This window comes from Cupriavidus sp. WKF15 (assembly GCF_029278605.1).
Lineage (GTDB): Bacteria > Pseudomonadota > Gammaproteobacteria > Burkholderiales > Burkholderiaceae > Cupriavidus.
This window is the reverse complement of the sequence record NZ_CP119573.1, coordinates 2,264,959-2,285,480: the sequence shown is the minus strand read 5'-3', so window position 1 is coordinate 2,285,480 and position 20,522 is coordinate 2,264,959. Positions and strand designations below refer to the sequence as shown.

Annotated in this window: 18 protein-coding genes; 7 read left to right on the top strand and 11 right to left on the bottom strand. The window is 67.2% G+C overall.

Features of this window, described 5'->3' with window-relative positions; all coding sequences use genetic code 11:
- Positions 1-154: 154 nt before the first annotated feature.
- Complete coding sequence (locus CupriaWKF_RS27750; RefSeq protein WP_276101635.1) at positions 155-724, top strand: TetR/AcrR family transcriptional regulator; 570 nt, start codon at positions 155-157, stop codon at positions 722-724.
- Here the strand turns inward: CupriaWKF_RS27750 and CupriaWKF_RS27745 are convergent.
- From CupriaWKF_RS27745 to CupriaWKF_RS27695, 11 genes are all read right to left on the bottom strand, one after another.
- Positions 708-1,460, bottom strand: coding sequence for an alpha/beta hydrolase (locus CupriaWKF_RS27745; RefSeq protein WP_276101634.1), 753 nt, complete (start codon positions 1,458-1,460; stop codon positions 708-710). The two genes, CupriaWKF_RS27750 and CupriaWKF_RS27745, sit on opposite strands and share 17 nt — an antisense overlap.
- Positions 1,457-2,479 (bottom strand): M14 family zinc carboxypeptidase, encoded by a 1,023-nt coding sequence (locus tag CupriaWKF_RS27740; protein WP_276103238.1) that lies wholly within the window; start codon positions 2,477-2,479, stop codon positions 1,457-1,459. The genes CupriaWKF_RS27745 and CupriaWKF_RS27740 overlap by 4 nt, the downstream gene beginning before the upstream one ends.
- Before the next feature lie 68 nt (positions 2,480-2,547).
- Positions 2,548-3,435, bottom strand: a complete 888-nt coding sequence (locus CupriaWKF_RS27735; protein WP_276101633.1) for a LysR substrate-binding domain-containing protein — start codon at positions 3,433-3,435, stop codon at positions 2,548-2,550.
- 195 nt (positions 3,436-3,630) lie between these two features.
- A complete protein-coding gene (locus CupriaWKF_RS27730) occupies positions 3,631-5,775 on the bottom strand; it encodes a phospholipase C, phosphocholine-specific (RefSeq protein ID WP_276101632.1) in 2,145 nt (714 codons plus the stop codon).
- A gap of 66 nt (positions 5,776-5,841) precedes the next feature.
- Positions 5,842-6,054 carry a hypothetical protein gene (locus CupriaWKF_RS27725; protein ID WP_276101631.1) on the bottom strand — a complete coding sequence of 71 codons (213 nt, stop codon included), beginning with the start codon at positions 6,052-6,054 and terminating at the stop codon, positions 5,842-5,844.
- 290 nt (positions 6,055-6,344) lie between these two features.
- Positions 6,345-6,488: a DUF2474 domain-containing protein gene (locus tag CupriaWKF_RS27720; RefSeq protein ID WP_276101630.1), complete on the bottom strand. Its 144-nt coding sequence runs from the start codon at positions 6,486-6,488 to the stop codon at positions 6,345-6,347.
- Positions 6,488-7,495 carry a cytochrome d ubiquinol oxidase subunit II gene (cydB, locus tag CupriaWKF_RS27715; protein ID WP_276101629.1) on the bottom strand — a complete coding sequence of 336 codons (1,008 nt, stop codon included), beginning with the start codon at positions 7,493-7,495 and terminating at the stop codon, positions 6,488-6,490. The genes CupriaWKF_RS27720 and cydB overlap by 1 nt, the downstream gene beginning before the upstream one ends.
- A 4-nt stretch (positions 7,496-7,499) precedes the next feature.
- The gene (locus CupriaWKF_RS27710) at positions 7,500-8,939 is read right to left on the bottom strand and encodes a cytochrome ubiquinol oxidase subunit I (protein ID WP_276101628.1); all 1,440 of its coding nucleotides are present in this window, start codon (positions 8,937-8,939) and stop codon (positions 7,500-7,502) included.
- A 368-nt stretch (positions 8,940-9,307) separates the two neighbouring features.
- Complete coding sequence (locus tag CupriaWKF_RS27705) at positions 9,308-10,402, bottom strand: branched-chain amino acid aminotransferase (RefSeq protein ID WP_276101627.1); 1,095 nt, start codon at positions 10,400-10,402, stop codon at positions 9,308-9,310.
- A gap of 213 nt (positions 10,403-10,615) precedes the next feature.
- Positions 10,616-11,728 (bottom strand): 3-deoxy-7-phosphoheptulonate synthase, encoded by a 1,113-nt coding sequence (locus tag CupriaWKF_RS27700; RefSeq protein ID WP_276101626.1) that lies wholly within the window; start codon positions 11,726-11,728, stop codon positions 10,616-10,618.
- Positions 11,729-11,772: 44 nt separating this feature from the next.
- On the bottom strand, positions 11,773-12,726 hold the full coding sequence (locus CupriaWKF_RS27695) for a LysR substrate-binding domain-containing protein (RefSeq protein ID WP_276101625.1): 954 nt from the start codon (positions 12,724-12,726) through the stop codon (positions 11,773-11,775).
- Positions 12,727-12,857: 131 nt separating this feature from the next.
- On the opposite strand from CupriaWKF_RS27695, the gene CupriaWKF_RS27690 reads away from it, so the two are divergent.
- The 6 genes from CupriaWKF_RS27690 (at position 12,858) to CupriaWKF_RS27665 (ending at position 20,437) form a co-directional block, all read left to right on the top strand.
- Positions 12,858-13,877, top strand: coding sequence for a tripartite tricarboxylate transporter substrate binding protein (locus CupriaWKF_RS27690; protein ID WP_276101624.1), 1,020 nt, complete (start codon positions 12,858-12,860; stop codon positions 13,875-13,877).
- A 7-nt stretch (positions 13,878-13,884) separates the two neighbouring features.
- Positions 13,885-15,408 (top strand): altronate dehydratase family protein, encoded by a 1,524-nt coding sequence (locus CupriaWKF_RS27685; RefSeq protein WP_276101623.1) that lies wholly within the window; start codon positions 13,885-13,887, stop codon positions 15,406-15,408.
- A gap of 31 nt (positions 15,409-15,439) precedes the next feature.
- The gene (locus CupriaWKF_RS27680; protein ID WP_276101622.1) at positions 15,440-16,915 is read left to right on the top strand and encodes an NAD-dependent succinate-semialdehyde dehydrogenase; all 1,476 of its coding nucleotides are present in this window, start codon (positions 15,440-15,442) and stop codon (positions 16,913-16,915) included.
- A 36-nt stretch (positions 16,916-16,951) separates the two neighbouring features.
- Positions 16,952-17,758 (top strand): 4-hydroxy-2-oxoheptanedioate aldolase, encoded by an 807-nt coding sequence (gene hpaI / locus CupriaWKF_RS27675; RefSeq protein ID WP_276101621.1) that lies wholly within the window; start codon positions 16,952-16,954, stop codon positions 17,756-17,758.
- 75 nt (positions 17,759-17,833) lie between these two features.
- Positions 17,834-19,237, top strand: coding sequence for an FAD-binding oxidoreductase (locus CupriaWKF_RS27670; protein ID WP_276103236.1), 1,404 nt, complete (start codon positions 17,834-17,836; stop codon positions 19,235-19,237).
- Between the two features lie 126 nt (positions 19,238-19,363).
- On the top strand, positions 19,364-20,437 hold the full coding sequence (locus tag CupriaWKF_RS27665; RefSeq protein WP_276101620.1) for an MBL fold metallo-hydrolase: 1,074 nt from the start codon (positions 19,364-19,366) through the stop codon (positions 20,435-20,437).
- The last annotated feature ends 85 nt before the right edge of the window (positions 20,438-20,522 follow it).

Below are 20,522 nucleotides of genomic sequence, written 5' to 3'. Positions count from 1 at the left end.
CGCCCGGTCCCAAGGGGAACATCATGAATCTGCGTGACAGCGCACTGATACTGGTCGGATGGGTGGGGCTCTGCCTCTTCAGCGGTTCGCTCATCACGCTGGTCGCGCAAACGCTGCCGGCCTGACCGGCAGAGATTGCAGGGAGTCTGAAGCCATGAAATCACTATCCGTACGCGAACAACTGATCGAGCACACGCTGGTGCTGATCCGTCGCAAGGGGTTCAACGGCTTCAGCTATCGCGACCTGGCCGAGCTGGTTGGCGTCAAGACCTCGAGCATTCACTACTATTTCCCGTCCAAGGACGATCTGGTGCTGGAAGCGGTGCGCGAATACAGCGCCCGCACCTGCGAACGCATCCGCGCGATCGATACCAGCCTGCCCCCGGCGGAACAGGCACGGCAATACCTGGAACCGATCCGCACGGGCTTCGGCACCGACCAGGCTTGCCTGGTGGGAATGCTGTCGGCCGATGTGCTGTCGCTATCCGAGCCGGTGCGTACCACCATGCGCGAGTACGTCCGCATGCACGAGCAATGGCTGGCCGGCCTGTTCGAGCGGGCGCAGCCGCTGCGCGACACCCCGTATCCGGTGCCGCCCGCGCAACTGGCCCAGGTCGTCTACGGCGCGCTGCACAACGGGCTGATGGCCGCTCGGCTGTTCGGCACGCATGAGCGGCTCGAGGCCGCTGCGGCCGTGCTGGCCGGGGTCATGCCGCAACCGTGAGCCGGCGCGCGACCATCTCGCACAGCCAGTCCGGATCATCGTGGGGCAGGTCGTGGCCCGCCCATGGGTGGCGCAGCAGCGGCATATTCCACCTGTGCGCGAGTTGTGCCGAACAGACCGGGTCGACCAGGCGGTCGGCATCCGAGGCGATCAGCAGCATGGACGCACAGGGCGCCCGGCGCCCGGCGCGGTAACGGGCAGCCGCCAGCAATTGCCGCAGTGCCGAGCTTCGGCTGACCGGCGCGGTTGCCGCGATCTGCTTCCACGCCAGGATGTCGGCCTCCCTGGTATCCGTCCGCGCGCAGGTCAGCCGGTGGATGGTGCGCTCGCAATAATCCCGGTCTGCCCAGCTGGCGGCCATGTGCAGCAGGCCGGGCCAGTTGGCGGCACGCAGTCGATGCGTCGTGGTGCTGAAGGGGCGCATGCTGGTATTGACCAGCACGAGCGCCGCCACTTCGTCGGGATACTGGCGTGCCCATTCCGCCGCCACCATGGCGCCCAGCGACATCGCCAGCACGCGGCTGCGCCGCGGCCCTCCCGCTTGTCGCAGACTGTCCCGCACCGAACCCACGAGCCCCTGCACGCTTGCGGGTGATCTCTCATGACAAAGACTGCCATTGCCGGGCAGGTCCACGGCCAGCGGCCGGCCCAGGCCGGCCGCCTGCCAGCGCTGGGCCAGCGTGCCCCAGTGCCGGCTTTCACGCGTGAGGCCGCGCAGGAAGATCCAGTCCGTCATGGCCCCGGGCGCTGGTGCCAGTGAGCCAGCGCCTGTTCCTGCAACTGTGCGCGGCGCTCGCCCGTCGGCAACCAGCGCTGCGGCGCAAAGGCGATGCGGCCCAGGAAATCGAACAGGCTCACATGGCGGCGCAGGACCCGCGCGGTGCGGTGCGCCTTGATCGGGTTGAAGATGCCCTCGCGCGAGAACAGCTGTCGCGGATTCTTCTTGATCCACAGCCATGAGCCAAGCTCCAGCGTCATCGGCAGGAACAGGTTGTGGGGCGGTGTCAGGTCATACGCGTAGTCCCACAGGTCGCCGTGCAGCAGATACTGGTGGCTCTGTGGCTCGAAGGCGTAGCCATGGTGCGGGTGCGCCTGCTCGAACATGGTCTTCAGCAGGTACATTTCGGGCAGGTGCGGCATGGGACTGTGCGTGCGCGCATACGGAAACCAGATGCTGTCGCGCCAGCCGTAGCCGGAGTGGCAGTCGACCGCGAAGCTGAGCGGCCGCGACAGCAGTTCGTCCTGGACCACACTCAGCAAGGCCAGGCTTTCTGCCTCCATGGGGCGGCCGGCCCGGCCACGGAACCATGGCAGCCAGGCGCCGATACGCTGGCCGCCCGCCAGGAACGGCACGTGCGCGTCGGCGTCCTGCGGCGCGTTGCGCATCAGGTCCACGCCATTCGGGTTGGCGCGGGTGGTGGCCCACATGCCGCCCGGATTGACGATGGGCATGAAGACCAGCCGCACCGACTGCAGCTCCTCGTGCAACAGCTCGTCCCACTCGAGCCGGCTCAGCAGCGAGCGCAGGTAGTCCAGCACGAGTTGCGTGCCGATGCGCTCCAGGCCGTGAATGCCTCCGAAAATGCCGATCGCCGGCGCATTGGGCGCGGTGGTGCCCACCGTGGCAGCGTAGACCGAGAAACGATGGCCGCGCACCGAGGTTTCGCAGACCGTGCGCGCGTCCAGCACGCGGCTGCCGGCATCCAGGAGGCCCAGCAACTGTTCGTATTCGGCAAAAGCGGCGTGCTCGCTCATGGCACCAATATAGGCGCTGGGCGGCATGGCGGCCACGTGGCGGCAGGGCAGCGCACACCTCGCATCGTTCAGGCAACCCGTGCCTGCAGATCAGGCGCCTGCGCTTCCACGCATTCGAGAAAGGCGCCTACCAGACGCGTATGGCGCCGGCTTTCCAGGCAGTACAGGTACTCGTGCAGGATGGGCGGACGCTGCGTGAACGGCACCATGCGCAGTGCCGGGTCGCGCGGCACTTCGCCGGCGGGCACGACGCTGGCGCCAAGGTTCTGGCGAATGGCTTCGTAGATGGCCTCGCGGCTGCCGATGACCATGTGGCGCGGCAGTTCATGGCCGCAGGCGGCCAGTGCGGCCTCGGTGGCCTGGCGCGTCATCGAACCATGTTCGCGCACGAGCAGGTGGCAATCGGCGAGCCGGGCGATATCGACATGGGGCAGGCGTGCGAAGGGGTGGTCCGCGTGAACGACAAGCACCATCGGATCGGAAGCCAGGCGGGTACGTGCCAGCCTGGCATCCTCCACGGCGTGCGAGGAGACCGCGGCGTCGATGCGGTACTCCAGCAGCGCTTCGATCATCTGCTGCGAGTTGCCGATCTCGATGCTGACCTCGACCGCGGGATAGCGTTGCCGGAACGCGGCCACGCTGCGCAGGATGTAGTAAGGCCCGGTCGCGCCGATGCGCAGGTTGCCGAAACGCAGGTTTCCTGCGTTGCGCAGCAGATAGTCGGCATTGCTTTCCTGTTGCATCAACTGCTCCACCACCGGCATCAGCGCGACGCCGACGTCGCTCAGGTCGATCCGGCTCGCGCGGCGATAGAACAGCTCCACGCCATAGGCATCCTCCAGCTGGCGGATGCGCGCCGTGACCGTGGGCTGGCTGACGCCGAGCTGCCTGGCGGCCGTGGTAATGCTGCACTGGCGAGCCACTTCGAAGAAGGTCGTGAGAAGGTCGCCGAGCATGGTGGTTCCGGGAAACGGGGCTGGAAGGCGGCAGACGCGCTGCGACCGCGCAGTCTAGCGGTCCAAGATGACAGAACGGCTACGGCCTTCCCGTGGCATTTCCCGATACCAACACGGATTCCCCTTCCAGGCCCCTCTGCCGTCATGGGAGAGGGGAGTCATCGGGCGGCACGCCGGCCCGCGGGCGCGGCGACGTCAGCCTCCCGTGCCCATTGCGGGATCCGACACACTGTCTTGGCCGGTCTCGATCCGCCCGGCGAAGCGGCGCGTGAAGCCGCCTTGCGCCGTGGTCACGCTGAAGTCGTACCAGTTGCCCTGCCTGCCCACCGGCCAGTGCTGTTCCAACTGCTTGCCGGCGGGAATCTCGTAGGACCAGGGCCCGTCGGTACGATAGGCATTGGGCCGGACCGTAAAGGTGCAAGGGGCGCTGCCGGTGTTGATCATGGTCAGGTACACGGCCGCGTTGGCAATGTCGTAACACACCCGGATCTCCGGCGCGCTGGCACCGGCGGCCGCCACGGCACTGACGTCGCCGCTGAACGCGCGGTGGAATCCGTTGGGACCGAGCACCCACAGGTCATACTTGCCGCTGTCGGCGGCGAATGTGTCCCAGCTGCCGTTCAGGTCCTTGCCTGCCTCCACCATATAGCGGCGCGGGACGCGGTCCAGGTGCAGGCGGTCGTAAACATGGAACACGGCGGCCTGCGTGCCGGTATTGCTGAAAAGCAGCCACAGCTTGCGCGCGGCGGCGTCTTCGCGGGCGCTGACATGCAGCTCGTAGGGCAGGGCGCGCGAGGGCCGTACGCCTGTCTGCTGGGCCGGCATCTGCTGGCTGTCCGCCGACGGCAACGGCACCTGGGGCAGGGCACCCTGCGCGGTACGGATGGCGTCGGCGCTGATCTTGTCGCGGTTGGGCAGGGAAGGTACCGCGCCGGAGTTGGGATTGAGAAAGTTGAAGGCGGAGGTCAGGTCGCCGGCCACCGCGCGGCGATAGGCGCTGATATTGGGCTCCTGCACGCCAAAGCGGGCCTCCAGGAAGCGCAGCACCGAAGTATGGTCGAACACCTGCGAGTTGACCCAGCCACCGCGGCTCCACGGCGAGAGCACATACATCGGCACGCGCGGGCCGGGACCGTACGGCTTCTGGTCGGTGTGATATTCGCCGGCCGTCGACACGGTGGAGGCGCCAGCCAGTACCCCGTTCTCGTACGCCGGCGCACAGGGAGGCGGCACGTGGTCGAAGAAGCCGTCGTTCTCGTCGAAATTGACCAGCAGCACGGTCTTGCTCCACACATGCGGATTGTCGGTCAGCGCGTTCAGGACTTCCTGCGTGTACCAGGCACCCTGCACCGGGCTGGACGGCCCGGGGTGCTCCGAGTAGGTCGCGGGGGCCACGATCCATGACACCTGCGGCAGCGTGCCCGCCGCAATATCGTCCTTCAGCGCCTGCAGGAATCCGCCGTCGGGCATGGTATTGCCAATGCCCTTGAGCAGCGGGCTGACGGCCTCGTCGGCGGGGCTGTACGGCGGGTACGGGCTGCCGTTCGGCTGGTTGCCGCGGGCGGCGTTGGCGTCGCGGTACTGCTTGAAGCCGGCCAGCGGATTGTCGGTGAAGTTGTCCGGCAGGTTCTGGTAGACCTTCCAGCTCACGCCGGCGGCTTGCAGGCGTTCCGGGTAGGTGGTCCAGCGGTAGCTGACTGTGGTGGCGTCGAGCGAGTCGCCGCTATTGTCGATGACGGGGCCGCCCATCGCTCCGGTCGGATCGTTGGTGCCGGTCCAGTGGAACAGCCGGTTGGTATTGGTGCCGCCATGGAAGGAGCAGTGGTAGGCGTCGCAGATCGTGAAGGCATTGGCCAGCGCGAACTGGAAATCGGCCTCGGCTTCGGTGTAGTAGCCCATCGACTGCGTCTTCTTGTAGGTGGGCCACCTGTTCATCCGGCCCAGGTCCCAGGCGTTCTGGGCGTCGGGGTAGCTGTGCGGCGTGCCGCTGACGCGCTGCGCATTGCCGGCAGTGCTGTCCAGGTGGTAGGGCAACACCATGCGGCTGGCGCCATTGCTGATATACGTCTGCTGGAACGCATTGAGCCCGCCCGCGAGCGGGATCGGGAACCTGTCGCCAAATCCGCGTACGCCCCTGAGCGTACCGAAATAGTTGTCAAACGAACGGTTTTCCTGCATCAGGATCACCACGTGCTCCACGTCGCGGATGGAGCGGGTGGCATTGTTCGCCGGGATGGCGAGCGCTCGCCGGATCGCGGGCGGAAAGGCGGCCAGCGCGGCGGTGGCGGCGGCGCCGGTGCCGGCGAGCTTGAGGAAATTGCGTCTGCTGTTGGAGTTCATGGGGTTCGGTAGCCGGATAGGTTGGTGGTGGGCGGCGTATGTGTCTGGGAACCGGGCCGGCGCCGTTCAGGGCGCGCAGCGCATGACCGGCTTGGCGGCAGGCGGCTGGTTGGGCTGGTCGCCACCGCCCTGATTCGCGTTTTGCCCCGCACTGCTGGGGGTGAGGGTCCCCTGTCCACCGTTGTCCGCGCCGTCGCCGCCGCAGGCGGTCAGTGCCGTGCACAGCAGGACGGCGCCTATCCAGCGCGAGCGCGCCAGGATGCTGAGTGGGTTTGTCATGATCGAGCTCTCTTCAGGGAATAGGGGTGTTCGGTCTGCGCGGCTGCGCGCCTGGCATTGCCTGGCGGGCTGGGCACCCGGCAATGCGCTCGCAGAGTAAGAGGGGCGGTTGTCACCGGGGTGACAGAGGGGCAAAGAATCCTGATTCCGGTATTCGGAATCTTGCGGACATTGCAGACAATGCAGGCGTGACAAGGCCGCGCGGGCAGTGCCGCGCGGCCGTCAGGATCGGTATCGGTATGGGGAAGGAAGTGGCAAGGTCCGGCGGGCGCCGGAGCATGCCGTGCAGATCAGCGGTGGAAGCCGGCGCCAGCCATCAGCAGCCGCAGCAGCCAGGCTGCTACGCCCAGTGGCGCAACGCTGGCCGCCCAGATCAGCAGGAGCCAGCCAACGCGCCTGAGCCACAGGCGAGCGCCGCCTGTTTGGGAGCGCATCAGTGGTACCCCTCGCCGTGGCGGACCTTGCCGCGGAACACGTAGTAGGCCCAGACCGTGTACATCAGGATGAACGGGATGATGAAGAGCGCGCCCACCAGCGCGAAGCCCTGGCTCTGCGGCGGCGCGGCGGCATCCCAGATCGAGATGCCGGGCGGGATGATATTGGGCCAGACGCTGATGGCCAGCCCCGTATAGCCCAGGAACACCAGGGCCAGCGCGTACAGGAACGGAGCCATATTGGGCGACTGCCGCAGCGAACGCATCAGCCCGAGCACGCACAGCACCACCAGCAGCGGCACCGGCGAGAACCACACCAGGTTCGGCAGGCGGAACCAGCGCTCGGCAATCTCCGGGTGCGTGAGCGGGGTCCACACGCTGATGGCCGCGATCACGGCCAGCAGCACCCAGCCCAGCGTGCCGGTCAGCCGCACCATGCGCTGTTGCAGGCCGCCTTCGGTCTTCATGATCAGCCAGGTGCTGCCGAGCACCGTGTAGGCCACGACCACGCCCACGCCGCAGAACAGCGGGAAGGGCGCCAGCCAGTCCAGCGGCCCGCCGGCAAAACGGTGGCCTTCCATGCGGATGCCGTCGATATACGCGCCCAGCGCCACGCCCTGGAAGAACGATGCCGTGAGCGAGCCGCCGATGAAGGCGGCATCCCACACCGGGCGCTCGCGGTCATTGGCCTTGAAGCGGAACTCGAAGGCCACGCCGCGGAAGATCAGCCCCAGCAGCATCAGCATGAGCGGCAGGTAGAGCGCGCTCAGCACCACCGAATAGGCGAGCGGGAACGCCGCCAGCAGCCCCGCGCCGCCGAGCACCAGCCAGGTCTCGTTGCCGTCCCAGACCGGGGCCACGGTGTTCATCATCACGTCCCGGTCATGGCGGTCGGGCACGAACGGAAACAGCATGCCGATGCCCAGGTCGAAGCCGTCCATGACGACGTACATCATCACGCCGAAGAAAATGATGAGGATCCAGAGGAGGGAAAGGTCGATGCCCATGGTGTCAGCTCCTGCTGCGAGCGGGTTGGTTGGGCGCCATCACATCATCATCCTCAATGGCGGAAAGCGGGCGTGCGGGAGTATGTCCGCGGCCGGGGCCGCCCTGGGGCTCATGCTTGCCTTCGTCGATCACCGGGCCCTTGCGCACCAGCCGCAGCATGTAGGCAATGCCCACGCCGAACACGAAGAAGTAGGCCACGACGAACAGGCCCAACGTCAGTGCGAGTTCGGGCACGTGGTGCGGCGTGACCGCGTCGGCGGTGCGCTGCAGCCCGTAGACGACCCAGGGCTGGCGCCCGATCTCGGTGGTGTACCAGCCGGCCAGGAGCGCGACCAGTCCTGTCGGTCCCATCCACAGCGCCATGCGCAGGAACGGCCTCGACTGGAACAGCCGCTTGCCGCGCCTGAGCCACAGGCTCCACAGGCCCAGCAGGATCATCAGCATGCCGAGCCCGACCATCACGCGGAATGACCAGAACAGGATGGCCGAGTTGGGCCGGTCCTGCGGCGCGAATTCCTTCAGGCCCCGGATCTGGCCATCGAGGCTGTGCGTGAGGATCAGGCTGCCCAGGCGCGGAATGCCCACGGCAAAGCGGGTTTCCTCGCGTTCCATGTCGGGCCAGCCGAACAGCAGCAGCGGGAAGCCCTGCTCGCCGTGGTTTTCCCAGTGGCCTTCCATCGCGGCGATCTTGGCAGGCTGGTGCTCCAGTGTGTTCAGGCCATGCATGTCGCCGATCACGGCCTGGATCGGCGCCACGATCAGCAGCATCCACATCGCCATCGACAGCATCTTGCGGATGGCCGGATTGTCGCGGCCGCGCAGCAGGTGCCAGGCCGCTGATGCGCCGACGAACAAGGCCGTGGCCAGGAAGGCCGCCACGCTCATATGCACCAGGCGGTAGGGGAACGACGGGTTGAAGATGACCTGGAACCAGTCGGTCGGCACGACGCGGCCATTGATGATCTCGTAGCCTTGCGGGGTCTGCATCCAGCTGTTGGAGGCCAGGATCCAGGTCGCCGAAATCAGCGTGCCGAGCGCCACCATGACGGTCGCGAAGAAATGCAGTCCCGGCCCGACGCGATTCCAGCCGAACAGCATCACACCGAGAAAGCCTGCCTCGAGAAAGAAGGCCGTCAGTACCTCATAGGTCAGCAAGGGGCCGGTGATGCTGCCCGCGAATTCCGAGAAGAAGCTCCAGTTGGTGCCGAACTGGTACGCCATGACCAGCCCCGACACCACGCCCATGCCGAAATTGACCGCAAAGATCTTCGACCAGAAGTGGTACAGGTCCCGGTAGACCGGCCGCTGCGTGCGCAGCCAGCAACCCTCGAGCACCGCGAGATACGCGGCCAGCCCGATGGTGATGGCGGGAAAGATGATATGGAAGGAAACGGTAAAGCCGAACTGGATACGGGCGAGTTCTAGCGCGGTGAAGCCAAACATGTCTTGTTCTCCGTGGCGCTGGCCCTTCGCACGCCGTAGCTGCTTCGCCACGCTGGTAAGCGCGACGGGTTCGCAGGCAGGCGCGCCAGGGGCTCGGGCCGTTGGCGCGTGCGGTAAGCGTAGTGTACGCCGCACGCGCCGCCACGTGCCGGCAAGGGCTCAGATGCTGCGGCGACATAACGTCGCAGCAGGCTGGCGCCAGCTCTGGGCCTTCGCCGCACGTTTCGATGCTAAGCGTGCGGCGGGCAGGAGAACAGAAGCAATGGACGTGAAAAAGACCGTATCAGATTGGCCCAGGCTTGCTGGGCCGGCCCTGACCCGGAGACCGGTCATCGGTCACCCGTCCGCCCCGGGGCAGGGCGTGGGCGTCAGGCGATGTGGTGGACCCAGCCGAAGGTGTCCGGCTCCTTGCCGCGCTGGATGCCGGTCAGCAGCGAGCGAATGCGGCGCGTGACTTCGCCCTCGCCGCCGTTGCCGATCGTGAATTCGCCGCCGGCATGGCGCACGGTGCCAATCGCGGTCACCACGGCGGCGGTGCCGCAGGCGAAGGTTTCCTTGACGCGGCCGCTCGCGGCGTCCGCCTGCCATGCTTCGAACGCGTATGGCGTTTCAGAAACCTTGAGGCCTTCGCGGCGGGCCAGTTCGATGATCGATGCGCGCGTGATGCCCGGCAGGATCGTGCCGGACAGCGGGGGCGTCAGCAGCGAGCCGTCGTCCATGACAAAGAACACGTTCATGCCGCCGAGTTCCTCGATCCAGCGGTGTTCCGCGGCGTCAAGGAAGACCACCTGGTCGCAGCCCTTCTGCGAGGCCTCGGTCTGCGCGATCAGGCTGGCCGCATAGTTGCCGCCGCACTTTGCCGCACCCGTGCCGCCCGGCGCCGCGCGCGTGTACTGGTCCGACACCCACACCGCGACCGCCGACTTGCCGCCCTTGAAGTACGGGCCGACCGGGCAGGCGATGACACAGAACACATACTCGGCCGCGGCGCGCACGCCGAGGAAGTTTTCCGTGGCAAACATGAACGGGCGCAGGTACAGGCTGCCGTCGCCACCCGGGATCCAGTCGCGGTCGATGTCCACGAGCGCCTCGACCGCGCGCAGGAAATCGGCTTCCGGCAAGTCGGCCATCGACATGCGGGCAGCGGAGGCGCGAAAACGCTTGGCGTTTTCCTGCGGGCGGAACAGCGAGATCTTGCCATCGGCGCCGCGGTAGGCCTTCATGCCTTCGAAGATCTCCTGCGCATAGTGCAGGACGGCGCAGGCCGGGTCGATCTGGAACGGGCGGCGCGCTTCCACCTTGGCGTCATGCCAGCCGCGCCCTTCGGTCCAGCGGATCGTGACCATGTGGTCGGTGAAGACACGTCCGAAGGCGGGGTCGACCAGCGCGGCCGCGATCTTGTCGGCCGGCGTGGGGTTGGGGTGACGTTCCACGGTGAACTGCAATTGGTTGTCAGCGCTCATGTTTCTGTGTCTCTTCGTCTTCGGATAGGGATTCCGGATTGCCGATGCAATGCGTGCAAGATAGTCCCGGGTTCAGGTGTGAAAGTGGCGAAAATGCCGCATTTCAGATGCCGGTCCGGGAACAGGAAGAAGTTTAACTCGACGGTGCGGTGCAGTATCGGTCAATTAGGCCGATGCACTCCGTCCACGCGGGCAGCGGGACACCAGGATGGGTCAAACGGCAGTCTTGCGCTGTCGTGCCGTGACCGCGTCGGCCAGCATGTCGAGCACCGCGACCGAGTCTTCCCACCCGATACAGGCATCGGTGATGCTCTGGCCGTAGGTCAGTTCCGCCGGGCTGTGCTGGCCCGGCGTGAACTTCTGGGCGCCGGCGATCAGGTGGCTCTCGACCATCACGCCAAAGATCGACCGGCTGCCGCCGCTGACCTGTTGTGCCACGTCGCGCGCGACATCGACCTGGCGCTGGTGTTGCTTGCTGCTGTTGGCGTGGCTGCAGTCGACCATGAGGCGCCGGCCCAGCCCGGCCGCTTCCAGCTCCTTGCAGGCGGCGGCCACGGAATCGGCGTCATAGTTCGGGGCTTTGCCGCCGCGAAGGATGACGTGGCAGTCCGGATTGCCGCGGGTGTGTACCGTCGCGACCTGCCCGTTCTTGTGCACGCCAAGAAAGTGGTGCGGGCGCGAGCCCGCCTGGATCGCGTCGATGGCGATCTTGATATTGCCGTCGGTGCCATTCTTGAAGCCGATCGGCGCCGACGTGCCCGATGCCAGTTCCCGGTGGATCTGGCTTTCCGTGGTGCGCGCGCCGATGGCGCCCCAGCTGATCAGGTCACCGATGTATTGGGGCGAGATGACGTCCAGGAACTCGCCGGCGGCCGGCAGCCCGAGGCGATTGATCTCGAGCAGCAGGTGGCGTGCCATCCGCAGCCCCTCGTCAATGCGGTAGCTTTCGTCGAGGTACGGGTCGTTGATCAGGCCTTTCCAGCCCACGGTGGTACGGGGCTTTTCAAAGTACACGCGCATCACGATTTCCAGCGTCGCGGCATGCCGTACGCGCTGCGCCATGAGCCGCTGCGCGTAGTCGATCGCAGCATGCGGGTCGTGGATGGAGCACGGCCCCATGATGACGAGCAAGCGGTCATCCTGGCCATGCAGGATGCGGGAAATGCGCTGACGCGTCGTTGTGACGAGCGATTCGACCGGCGTACCGCTAATGGGAAAGAACCGGATCAGGTGTTCGGGCGGCGGCAACGGGATGATGTCGTCGACACGGGCGTCGTCCGATACGCTGGTGCGGTCCGAGGTGGAGGTCTGCGGATCGTGGTGCATGGCTTGCTCTTGATGAACTGGGCAAAAGCGGTATGGTAGCCCTTTTATGCCGCCTGGCCGCGCGCCGTCAACCCGGCGGCGGCGCGCCGAAGGTAGTCGGTCATCTGTACGGCACTGCTGGTCAGCGCGCGCTCGCGCAGCGTCATGACCCCTACCGGGGGCAGATCTACCGGCACGTCCATGGCCAGGATCCGCAGGCGGCCCTCGGCCTCCAGGGCCTGCGCGGCGGAACGGGCCATGAAGCCCGCCGCGTCGCGCTCGGCGGCAAAGGTGGCCAGGGCCAGGTAGGACGACGACTCGATCACGTCCTGCGGCGGGTGCAGGCCGTGCTGGTGGAAGGCCTGCTCGATCTTTACCCGCAGCGAGGCCCAGGGCGGCGGCAGTACGCACGGCATCTGCGCCAGGTCGCGCCAGCCCGGGCCGGACTTGCGCGTGAGGCGGTGCCCGCGCCTGACTACCACGACCATCGGATCGTCATACAAGGCTTCGGCCAGCAGGTCCGGCGCGGCATAGCCGGGTTCGAGCCTGCCGACGATGAGATCCAGCTCGCTCAGGCGCAACTTGGGCAGCAAGTGGGTCAGGTCGCCTTCCTCGACCAGCACGGTGGCGCGCGGCGAACGCTCCTTGAGCATGCCCACCGCGCGCGCCAGCAGTGCCGGCAGCGCCGCACCCATCGAGCCGATACGGATACGCCCCGATGCACCGCTTTCGACGGCGGCGATCTCGTCGCGCGTCTGCTCATACTGCGCCAGCACCGAGCGTGCGAAACGCACCAGCGATTCGCCGGCCGCCGTGGGCTCCGTGCCGCGCGTGGAGCGCGTGAACAGCGTCAGGCCGAGCATCTTCTCGACTTCCGTCAGCACGCGCGAGACGGCCGGCTGGCTGACCGACAGGAATTCGGCCGTGCGGCCCAGGTGCCGGAATTCATCGAGCGCCACCAGCAACTGCAGGTGGCGTAACTTGATGTTGGAGCGCAGTGCGCGATCGATATTGGCCATGGCCCGAGTCTACATAACGATGATGTTATGTAGCAATGCCAGTTTCTGATTGGATTGTTATGTTTGGCGCGAACACAATGCAGGCACAGCGCGGGCGGCCTGTCCGCCCCATAACAACGGAGACATCCCCCATGACTCAAGGACTCCCCTTCAATCCGAAGCGTCGCAAGCTGCTCATCGGCGGTGCGGCGGCCGCTGCCGCGGGTACGGCCGGCATGCTCCTGCCTGGCGTGGGCCACGCTGCCGCGGCGGAGTATCCCGAGCGTCCCATCACGTTCATCTGCCCCTGGCCGGTGGGCGGCACCGCGGACCAGTCCATGCGCGCCCTGTGCCAGGTGGCCTCCGGCATCCTGAAACAATCGATCGTGGTCGAGAACCGTGCCGGCGCGTCCGGCATGATCGGCACCAAGGCACTGGCGCGGGCCAACCCGGACGGCTACACCATCGGGCAGATCCCGATCTCGGTCACGCGCTTCTCGCAGCTGGGCATGCTGCAGCTGGACCCGCGCACCGAGCTGACCTACCTGGCGCGCACCTCGGGCCAGACCTTCGGCATTGCCGTACCCACGAACTCGCGCTTCAAGACGCTGCAGGATGTCGTAGCCGCGGCCAAGGCCAGTCCCGGTCGGATTACGTACGCGCATGCCGGCATCGGCGGCGCCACGCACGTCGGCATGGAGCAGTTCGCGCTGGCGGCCGGCGTGAAGTTCAACGCCATCGCCTACAAGGGCGGCGCCGCGGCGCTGCAGGATGTGCTGGCCGGCCAGGTCGATCTGCTGGCCGACTCCAGCTCGTGGGCCCCGCACGTCGAGGCCGGCAAGCTGCGCCTGCTGGCGACCTGGGGCGAGCAGCGCGCCACGCGCTTCAAGGAGACGCCCACGCTGAAGGAACTGGGCTTCAACGTGGTGGTGGAGGCGCCGAACGGTATCGGCGCACCAAAGGGCCTGCCAGCGGCCATCGAGAAGAAGCTGCGCGACGCCTTCCGTGCTGCGGTGGCAAGCACCGAGTTTCACAATGTGGCCGCGCGCCTTGACGCACCCGTGATGTACCTCGATGGCCCCGACTACAAGAAGTACGTGGCAACGGTGTACGCCCAGGAAACCCAGCTGATCCAGGAGCTGAGGCTCAAGGAACTGCTGCAGCAAGGTTGAGTGCCAAGTGAATACGAATCCCGTCATCCGGCTGCATGCCAACGACAACGTATTGATCGCCAGGGGTGAACTGGCGCTGGGGCAGCAGTTGTCCGATCCCGCGCTGCGCGTGCGTGCGCAGGTTCCGGCCGGCCACAAGATCGCGGCCTGCGCCATTGCCGGCGGCACGCCGGTGCGCAAATACGACACCGTGATCGGCGTCGCGGCGCGCGATATCGCGGCCGGCGAGCACGTGCATTCGCACAACCTCAGGCTGGTGGACTTCTACCGTGATCCGGGCTTTTGCCAGGACGTGCGCGAGATCGACTACGTGCCGGAAGCGGAGCGGGCCACGTTCATGGGCTTTGTACGCCCGGATGGCCGCGTCGGCACGCGCAATTTCGTCGGCATTCTGTCGTCGGTGAACTGCTCGTCGACCGTGATCCGGCAGATCGCCGCGCATTTCACGCCGGAACGGCTGGCCGCCTATCCGAACGTGGACGGCGTGGTGGCCTTCGCGCAGACCAGCGGCTGCGGCATGTCGTCGCCAAGCGAGCACTTCGACGTGCTGCGCCGTACCCTGGCCGGCTATGCGCGGCATCCGAACCTGGCCGGCGTGCTGATCGTGGGCCTGGGATGCGAGCGCAACCAGGTCGCCGGGCTGGTGGAATCGCAAGGGCTGGAACCGGGCGCGGCCATGCAGACGCTGGTCATGCAGGACACCGGCGGCACGCGCGAGACCATCCAGGCAGGCATCCGCGCCGTGGAATCGATGCTGCCGGCCGCAAACCTGGCGGTCCGCCGGCGCGTGTCGGCCAGCCATCTGAAGATCGGGCTCGAGTGCGGCGGCTCGGACGGGTTCTCCGGCATCAGCGCGAACCCGGCGCTGGGCGCGGCCATGGACATCCTGGTGCGCCATGGCGGTACCGCGATCCTGTCGGAAACGCCGGAGATCCACGGCGTGGAGTACATGCTGACGCGCCGCGCGGTCACGCCGGAAGTCGGGCAGAAGCTGCTCGATCGCCTGGCCTGGTGGGAGCGCTACACCGCCGGGCACAACGCGCAGTTCAACGGCGTGGTCGGTCACGGCAACCAGCAGGGCGGACTGGCGAACATTTTCGAGAAGTCGCTCGGATCGGCCATGAAGGGCGGCACCACGCCGCTGCAGGCGGTGTACGAGTACGCCGAGCCGATCGACCAGGCGGGTTTCGTCTTCATGGATTCACCCGGCTACGACCCGGTGGCGGTGACGGGCCAGATTGCCAGCGGCGCCAACCTGATCTGCTTCACGACGGGCCGTGGCTCGATGTTCGGCTCCAAGCCGGCGCCGACGATCAAGCTCGCGTCGAATTCGCCCATGTACGCGCGCCTGCAGGAGGACATGGATATCAACTGCGGGCTGGTGGTGGATGGTGTGCTGACGATCGAGCAGATGGGGCAGCGCATCTTCGAACATATCCTGCAGGCCGCGTCCGGCCTGCCGACCAAGAGCGAGCTGCTGGGACTGGGCGACAACGAGTTCGTGCCCTGGCACCTGGGCATCGTCAGCTGAGCGCTGCATCTGCATTCCTAACGCAACTTCCATGTCCCTGACTCTTGCCAATGCCGCGCTGCTGCGCGGGCAGAACTTCATCAACCAGCAATGGCGCGATGCCGGGCAGGGCCGCCGCCTTGCCGTCACCAATCCGGCCACGGGCGAGGTGTTCGCCCATGTGCCCGACAGCGACGATGACGACGCGGGCCGTGCAGCCGACGCCGCCGCCGACGCGTTCCCAGCCTGGAGCGCCCGCCCGGCGCGCGAGCGCGCGCAACTGATCAAGCGCTGGCACGCGCTGATCCTCGAGAACAAGGATGACCTGGCGCGCATCATCTCCACCGAGCAGGGCAAGCCGCTGAAAGAAGCAGTGGGCGAGGTGCTGTATGGCGCCTCTTACGTGGAGTGGTTTGCGGAAGAGGCCACGCGCATCTGCGGCGACATCGTCGCGGAGGCCGTGCCCGGCCGCAAACTGCTGGTGCTCAAGGAGCCGGTAGGCGTGGTGGCGGCCATCACGCCTTGGAATTTCCCGCTGGCGATGATCGCCCGCAAGATCGCACCGGCACTGGCAGCGGGGTGTACGGTAGTGGCCAAGCCCGCCGAGGACACGCCGCTGACCGCGCTCGCGCTGGTCTGGCTGGCGGAGCAGGCCGGGCTGCCGGCGGGCGTGCTCAACATCGTCACGGCGTCGCGCGAAAGCACGCCGGCCGTGGTCGATGCCTGGCTGGCCGACAGCCGCGTGCGCAAGATCACGTTCACGGGCTCCACGCCGGTCGGCAAGCACCTTGCGCGCGAATCGGCCGGCACGCTCAAGAAGCTGTCGCTGGAACTGGGCGGCAATGCGCCGTTCATCGTGTTCGGGGATGCCGACCTGGACGCCGCGGTCGATGGCCTGATGGCGTCCAAGTTCCGCAATGGCGGGCAGACCTGCGTATGCCCGAACCGGGTCTACGTGCACGAGTCCGTGCACGACGACTTTGTCGAGCGGCTCGCACGCCGCGTTGGCGCGCTGCACGTTGGCCCTGCCACGGACGAGCATGCGCAGATCGGGCCGATGATCAACGCGCGTGCCGTCGACAAGATCGCGCGGCATGTCGAAGACGCGGTGGCCAAGGGCGCGCGCGTGGTGACGGGCGGACGGCGTCTGCGCACGGCCGAGGGTCCGCACTACTACGCACCGACGGTGCTGGTCGATGCCACGCCGGCGATGGAACTGTCCTGCGAAGAGACCTTCGGGCCGGTGGCGCCGGTCTTCCGCTTCCGCGACGAGGCCGAAGTGATCCGCGACGCCAATGACACGCCGTTCGGGCTGGCCGCGTATTTCTACTCGAACGATGTGCGCCGCATCTGGCGCGTGGCGCAGGCGCTCGAGACCGGCATGGTCGGCATCAATGAAGGCGCCATTGCGGCCGAGGCCGCGCCGTTCGGCGGCGTCAAGGAATCCGGCTATGGGCGCGAAGGCTCCCGCCACGGGCTGGACGACTACCTGCATACCAAGTACCTTTGCCAGGGCCAGCTCGGCTGAGCGGCAACACCCCCAGTACCCCGGATACAGAACACCATGCCCGCACACAACCCGTTCAAGGCCGCCCTGGCGGCCCGCCAGGCGCAGATCGGCCTCTGGCTGTCGATGGCCACCCCCTACCTGGCCGAGGTATCGGCCACCGCCGGCTTCGACTGGTTGCTGATCGACGGCGAGCACGCGCCGAACGACCTGCGCTCGACCCTGCAGGCGCTGCAGGTTGTGGCGCCGTATGCATCGCAGCCCGTGGTGCGCGCGGTGGCGGGCGAGGTCGCCCTGATCAAGCAGCTGCTCGATATCGGGGCAAAGACCCTGCTGGTGCCGATGGTCGACACGGCCGAGCAGGCGCGCATGATTGTCAGCGCCACGCGCTACCCGCCGCAGGGTATCCGCGGCGTGGGCAGTGCGGTCGGGCGAGCCTCGCGCTGGAGCAGCCGCGCGGACTACCTGGACGTAGCCGATGACGAGGTCTGCCTGCTCGTGCAGGCGGAAACCGTGACGGCGCTGAAGAACCTGGAGGAGATCTGCGCGGTGGACGGCGTCGACGGCGTGTTCATCGGCCCGGCGGATCTGGCTGCGTCGATGGGCTATCGGGGCAAGGCGGGACATCCGGACGTGCAGGCCGCGATCGAAGGCGCCATGCGGACCATCATCGCCAGCGGCAAGGCGGCCGGCACGCTGACTTCCGACCCCGCACTGGCCCGCCGCTACCTGGAACTTGGCTGTACCTTCGTGGCAACCGGCGTCGACGTGACGATGTACGCCAGCGCGGCACGGCGCCTGGCGGCGGAATTCAAGCCGCAGCAGGCCGGCAGCACTGGCGGCGCACCGTCCGCCGCTTATTGAACCCGACCCCGAATGCCCGATCGCAACATGCAAGCCGAAGCCCAAGCCCCGAATCCGGAAACCACCCTGCGCGCGATGCAGGCCATTGTCGGCGAGAACGCCTGCCTGAGCGGCGACGCCGACATGCAGCCCTTCATCACCGACTACCGCGGCATCTACCATGGCAAGGCGCAGGTCGTGGTGCTGCCTGCGTCGACGGAGGAGGTCAGCCAGGTCATGCAGTGGTGCTACGCCAACCACGTGCCGGTGGTGCCGCAAGGCGGCAACACCTCGCTCATGGGCGGCGCGGTGCCCGACGGCACGGGGACCGCGGTGGTGATCAACCTGCGACGCATGAACCGCGTGCTGGCCATCGACACCATCAACGACACCATGACGTTGCAGGCGGGCGTCACGCTGAGCGCGGCGCGCAGCGCGGCGGAAGGGGAGCAGCGCCTGTTCCCGCTGCGCATCGGCTCGGAAGGCTCATGCCAGATCGGCGGCAACCTGTCCACCAATGCCGGCGGCACCGCGGTGCTGCGCTACGGCAATATGCGCGACCTGGTGCTGGGCATCGAGGCCGTGCTGCCGGACGGACGCATCTACTCGCAGCTGCGCGGGCTGCGCAAGGACAACACCGGCTATGACCTGAAGCACCTGTTCATTGGCGCAGAGGGCACGCTGGGCATCATCACCGGTGCGGTGCTCAAGCTGATGCCGCAGCCACGCAGTACGGCGGTGGCGTTCGTTGCCGTGCAGAGCCCGGCAGCGGCGGTACAACTGCTGGGTGAGGCCAAGCGCCTGTCGGGGCAAGCCGTGACCGCATTCGAACTGATCTCGCGGCCGGCGCTGGAACTGGTGCTCGAGTACCTGGGCCATGTTCCGTCGCCGCTGCCCGAAATGCACGACTGGATGGTGCTGATCGAACTCACGTCGGGCACCGATGCGGAGAGCCTCAATGCGACCTTGATGGAGATCCTGGAGTCCGGCTTCGGGCAAAGGCTGGTGCTGGACGCTGCGGTGGCGGCCAGCCTGTCCGATGCCCAGAACTTCTGGCGTATCCGCGAAGAGATCTCGGACGCGCAGACCCGCACGGGCGGCAGCATCAAGTGCGACGTTTCGGTGCCGCTGTCGCGCATCGCGGCTTTCGTGGAAGACGCGTCCGCACAGGTGCTGGCACTGGAGCCGGCGGCTCGCATGGTGATCTACGGGCATATGGGCGACGGCAACGTCCACTTCAATCCGCTGCGCCCCAAGGACCAGCCGGCGAAGGAGTTCCTGGCGCAGTGGTACACGCGCATTTCCGGACTGGTGGATGCGATGGCGCATGCCGAGAACGGCTCGATCTCGGCCGAACACGGCATCGGCGTGGTCAAGCGGGATGACCTCGCGCAGTTCAAGTCTCCCGTGGAGATCGAACTGATGTGGCAGGTGAAGCAGGCGCTGGACCCGCGCAACCTGCTCAATCCGGGCAAGGTGCTGCCGGCACGGCAGCGCTAGCGCCTGAAACGGCGCGTGACACGAAGGGGCCAACTCGGCTAAGGTGTCTGCTGGACAAGAGACCCGGGCTCGCCGCAACGGCGGGCACTCGGGCGGACAGCCCGACACTGACAAGACCGAGAGAGCATGAGCCAGCACGCCCCGACCACGCAGTCTCCCCTCGAAAAGCCCACCCTCGACTACCCCTGCGGCGACGCGCCCGCGCCAGGCCAGGCGCATGAGGTCGCGCCCGGTGTGCGCTGGCTGCGCATGCCGATGCCGCTGGGCCTCAACCACATCAATCTCTGGGCTATCCGCGACGGCGCCGGCTGGGCGGCGGTGGACTCCGGCCTGCAGACGCCGGAAACCGCGGCGGCCTGGCGCACGCTGTTCGCCGAAGGCGGCGCGCTGGCCGGTGGCGGCCTGACGCGGCTGTTCGTCACCCACATGCATCCGGACCACGTCGGCATGGCCGGCTGGCTGACGCGCAAGTTCGGCTGCCGGCTCTGGATGACGTCGATGGAATATTTGATGTGCCGCGTACTGGCCGCGGATACCGGCCGCGCCGCGCCGCAGGAGGGCGTCGACTTCTACCGGCAGGCCGGCTGGAGCGAGGACGACATTGAAGTCTACCGGGCCCGCTTCGGCGGCTTCGGCAAGTATGTGCACGCGCTGCCCGAGAGCTTCCAGCGCCTGACGGATGGCGATGTGCTGCGCATCGGCGAGCACGAATGGCGCGTGGTCGTCGGCAACGGGCATTCGCCCGAGCATGCGTGCCTGTACTGCCCGGCGCTCGGCTTGCTGGTTTCCGGCGACCAGGTCCTGCCGCGCATTTCGTCCAATGTCTCGGTGTTTCCGACCGAACCGGAAGCGGATCCCATGGGCGACTGGCTGGACTCGCTCGACAAGCTCCGGCGCGAGGTGCCGGACGACGTGCTGGTGCTGCCCGCGCACAACGAACCGTTCCGTGGGCTGCACGCCCGGCTCGATTACCTCGCGCGCAGCCAGCACCAGGCACTCGATCGCCTGCGTGAGGCACTGGCCGAGCCGCGGCGCGCGGTCGATGTGTTCGGGCAGCTGTTTTCGCGGCCCATCGACAGCCCGGGCCTGCTCGGCATGGCCACCGGCGAGAGCATCGCGCACCTGAATTACCTGATGCACCGGGGCGAAGCGGTCCGGGAAACCGGGCCGGACGGATTCCACTGGTACCGGATGAAGTAGCCGGGGCGCACGTTCCTCGGGGCTGCCGGGGCAGGTCGAGCCCGAGCAGGGCGGCTGGGTGCCGGAGTTCGTGTAGGCGCGCGTG